Here is a 2,481-nt window from a genome sequence, read left to right as displayed (position 1 = left end):
GAATTGGGAATAGAGAGTCGGGAACAGGGAATTGGGAATCGGGAATCGGGAATCGGGAATCGGGAATCGGGAATCGGGAATCGGGAATCGGGAATCGGGAATCGGGAATCGGGAATCGGGAATCGGGAATAGTAATAAGATTTGATTCTCTGTTGATGCACTAGCTCATGGGAAGCAGGGCTGTTTCATTCTCGTAAAACATAGATAGGGCTAATTTTACCCATCTCCCCATCTCCCCATCTCCCCATCTCCCCATCTCCCCATCTCCCCATCTCCCCACACCTCCCACACTTCCCACACTTCCCTCTCTTTCCCTACTCCCTACTCCCTACTCCCTACTCCCTACTCCCTTCAAACCTAATCACTCAACCACATGTAACCGTCGAGTAATCATAATCATCCCATCCCCCCGAATTAATATAGCTGAAATCCAGCGGTCTTCTGGTAACAGTGGGGCTCGGCCAACCTTAAAAATTCCCCCGGCAGCCAAAGATTCCAGGTCAATCTCCGTGGGATTAGTATAGCGCTTTGAGCTGACCGATTCTTCTATAGCTACTCCCAGCAGCAAATCATCTCCGAGGGGTTCGGTGACAATGGCATCAAAATTAAATCGCTGACCAATACGCACTTGTTCTGGTAACTTCACCGTTAGCTTGGGAGGATTGGCTCCTGATGTGATTTGGGAACGCTCTGCCAAAATGGTTGAATAGACAATTTTTTGGTTTTCAAAGCGCTGACGCGATCGCAAAGTCGATTCAAATTTCGTCTTACTAGCATCCTGTTCGTTACTAGTAATATAAGTCACAGTTTCTGCCACAATTGCGTTGCCCTCTTGCTGCCAATCCGTCAGTTCCGTGCGGTAATTCAACAAAGGGTAGCGCTGCCACAATTGAGTCAACGCTTCTGCCATCAACTGCCGACTTAAGCCATCGGAGTTAGTAAAATTAGCGCTATAGAATCCCAGCAACCCTTCAACATCCTTGCCATTAGCGAAGCGATCAATTTGGCTGAGGGTATCTTTAAGCTGAGGCGGTGCGGTTTCCGGACTATCTGCTTGGGCTTTCAGAGGAGAGCCGAGGGTCAACCCTGCCGTTAATAGTACAAATACTGACCAGTCCCAAGACATAGACTTGACTTTAGTAGTAAAAGACTGGGATAGTCGTTGCAGTAAGGTTGCTGGATTGGTCATTGGTAATCGTTAACTGGTAACTGGTAACTGGTAACTGGTAACTGGTAACTGGTAATTCTGGTAACTAGTAACTAGTAATTAGTAATTGATAATTGGTGATTGGAGAAAGGTAATCCTTTGGAGTCAGCCCACTAACCAATCAACCATCAACGTTTCACCAATGATACCAAATCTGGTTTGCTAGCCTATGTCTAGTCCAATCCCATCCAGGATTGTTTCCCTACTCCCTACTCCCTACTCCATTCCCCCCTTAATAAGGTGGGTTAGGGGGGATCCAGACTCCCATTAACCCAACACAAAAGTCCCTCACCCAATTGATAAAGGAGACCAATAGCCGTGTCTAAGTCACCCATTCGATTGCTGATTGCCGCTAGTGGTACGGGGGGACACATATTTCCCGCCCTCGCAGTAGCCCAACACTTACCCAATTACACTATTGAGTGGCTTGGTGTTCCTGACCGCATTGAAAATGAGTTGCTACCACCAGACTACCCCCTGCACACCATTGCCGTAGAAGGCTTTCAACAACGCTTCGGTCTCGGTACTCTAAGCATTGTTACCCGCCTGGTCAGTTCAATTTGGCAAGTGCGGCAACTGCTGAGAGAGGGTAAATTTGATGGTGTCTTCACCACTGGGGGTTACATCGCTGGACCTGCAATTATGGCAGCACGGTGGCAGGGTCTACCTACCATTATACATGAATCTAACGCTATTCCCGGAAAAGTAACCCGCTGGCTAAGTCCCTTTTGCAATACCGTAGCCCTAGGGTTTGAAGCCGCTTCCAAGTACTTACCCCGGATTAAAACTGTAACCGTTGGTACACCAGTGCGCGATAGTTTTCAACTGACTCAGGCCCTGGAACTCCCGATTCCACCAGAGGTACCCTTGATTGTGGTGGTTGGGGGTTCCCAAGGAGCAGTGGCAGTGAATAAACTAGTGCGCCAATGTGCTCCCCTCTGGTTTGAAGCTGGTGCTTGGATTGTTCATTTAACTGGAGAAAAAGACCCAGAGGCTAACACTCTTAGCCATCCTCAGTACCTGTCTATGCCCTTTTATGACCAGATGGCACCATTACTGCAACGGGCAAACTTAGCCATTAGCCGTGCTGGTGCCGGAACCTTAACGGAGCTAGCGATAACTGAAACACCAGCCATTCTGATTCCCTACCCTTATGCAGCGGAAGACCATCAAGCTTTCAATGCAGCTAGCTTTAAGGATTCTGGTGCTGCTTTCGTATTTCGTCAAGAGCAGTTGACTCAGGAAATTTTAGAACAGGAGGTGCTGGCTTTACT

3 protein-coding genes are annotated in these 2,481 nt (G+C 48.2%); 1 reads left to right on the top strand and 2 read right to left on the bottom strand.

Going from position 1 to position 2,481, the window contains the following annotated elements:
- Positions 1 to 160: 160 nt before the first annotated feature.
- A complete protein-coding gene (locus tag F6K49_RS41185) occupies positions 161 to 298 on the bottom strand; it encodes a hypothetical protein (RefSeq protein ID WP_293047793.1) in 138 nt (45 codons plus the stop codon).
- A 63-nt stretch (positions 299 to 361) separates the two neighbouring features.
- The gene (locus F6K49_RS41180) at positions 362 to 1,189 is read right to left on the bottom strand and encodes a nuclear transport factor 2 family protein (protein ID WP_293106835.1); all 828 of its coding nucleotides are present in this window, start codon (positions 1,187 to 1,189) and stop codon (positions 362 to 364) included.
- 336 nt (positions 1,190 to 1,525) lie between these two features.
- Between F6K49_RS41180 and murG the strand changes: the two genes are divergently transcribed.
- Positions 1,526 to 2,481, top strand: a 956-nt coding sequence (gene murG, locus F6K49_RS41175) for an undecaprenyldiphospho-muramoylpentapeptide beta-N-acetylglucosaminyltransferase (RefSeq protein ID WP_293106832.1), incomplete at its 3' end; no start/stop codon positions are given.

It is taken from the genome of Moorena sp. SIO3I6 (assembly GCF_010672095.1).
Note: the sequence above shows the minus strand (reverse complement) of the source record. Positions and strands in the feature narration are given on the sequence as shown.

Bases quoted from the DNA above. Each gene is read 5' to 3' on its own strand.
- F6K49_RS41180 (WP_293106835.1), bottom strand. From the start codon at position 1,189: ATGACCAATCCAGCAACCTTACTGCAACGACTATCCCAGTCTTTTACT.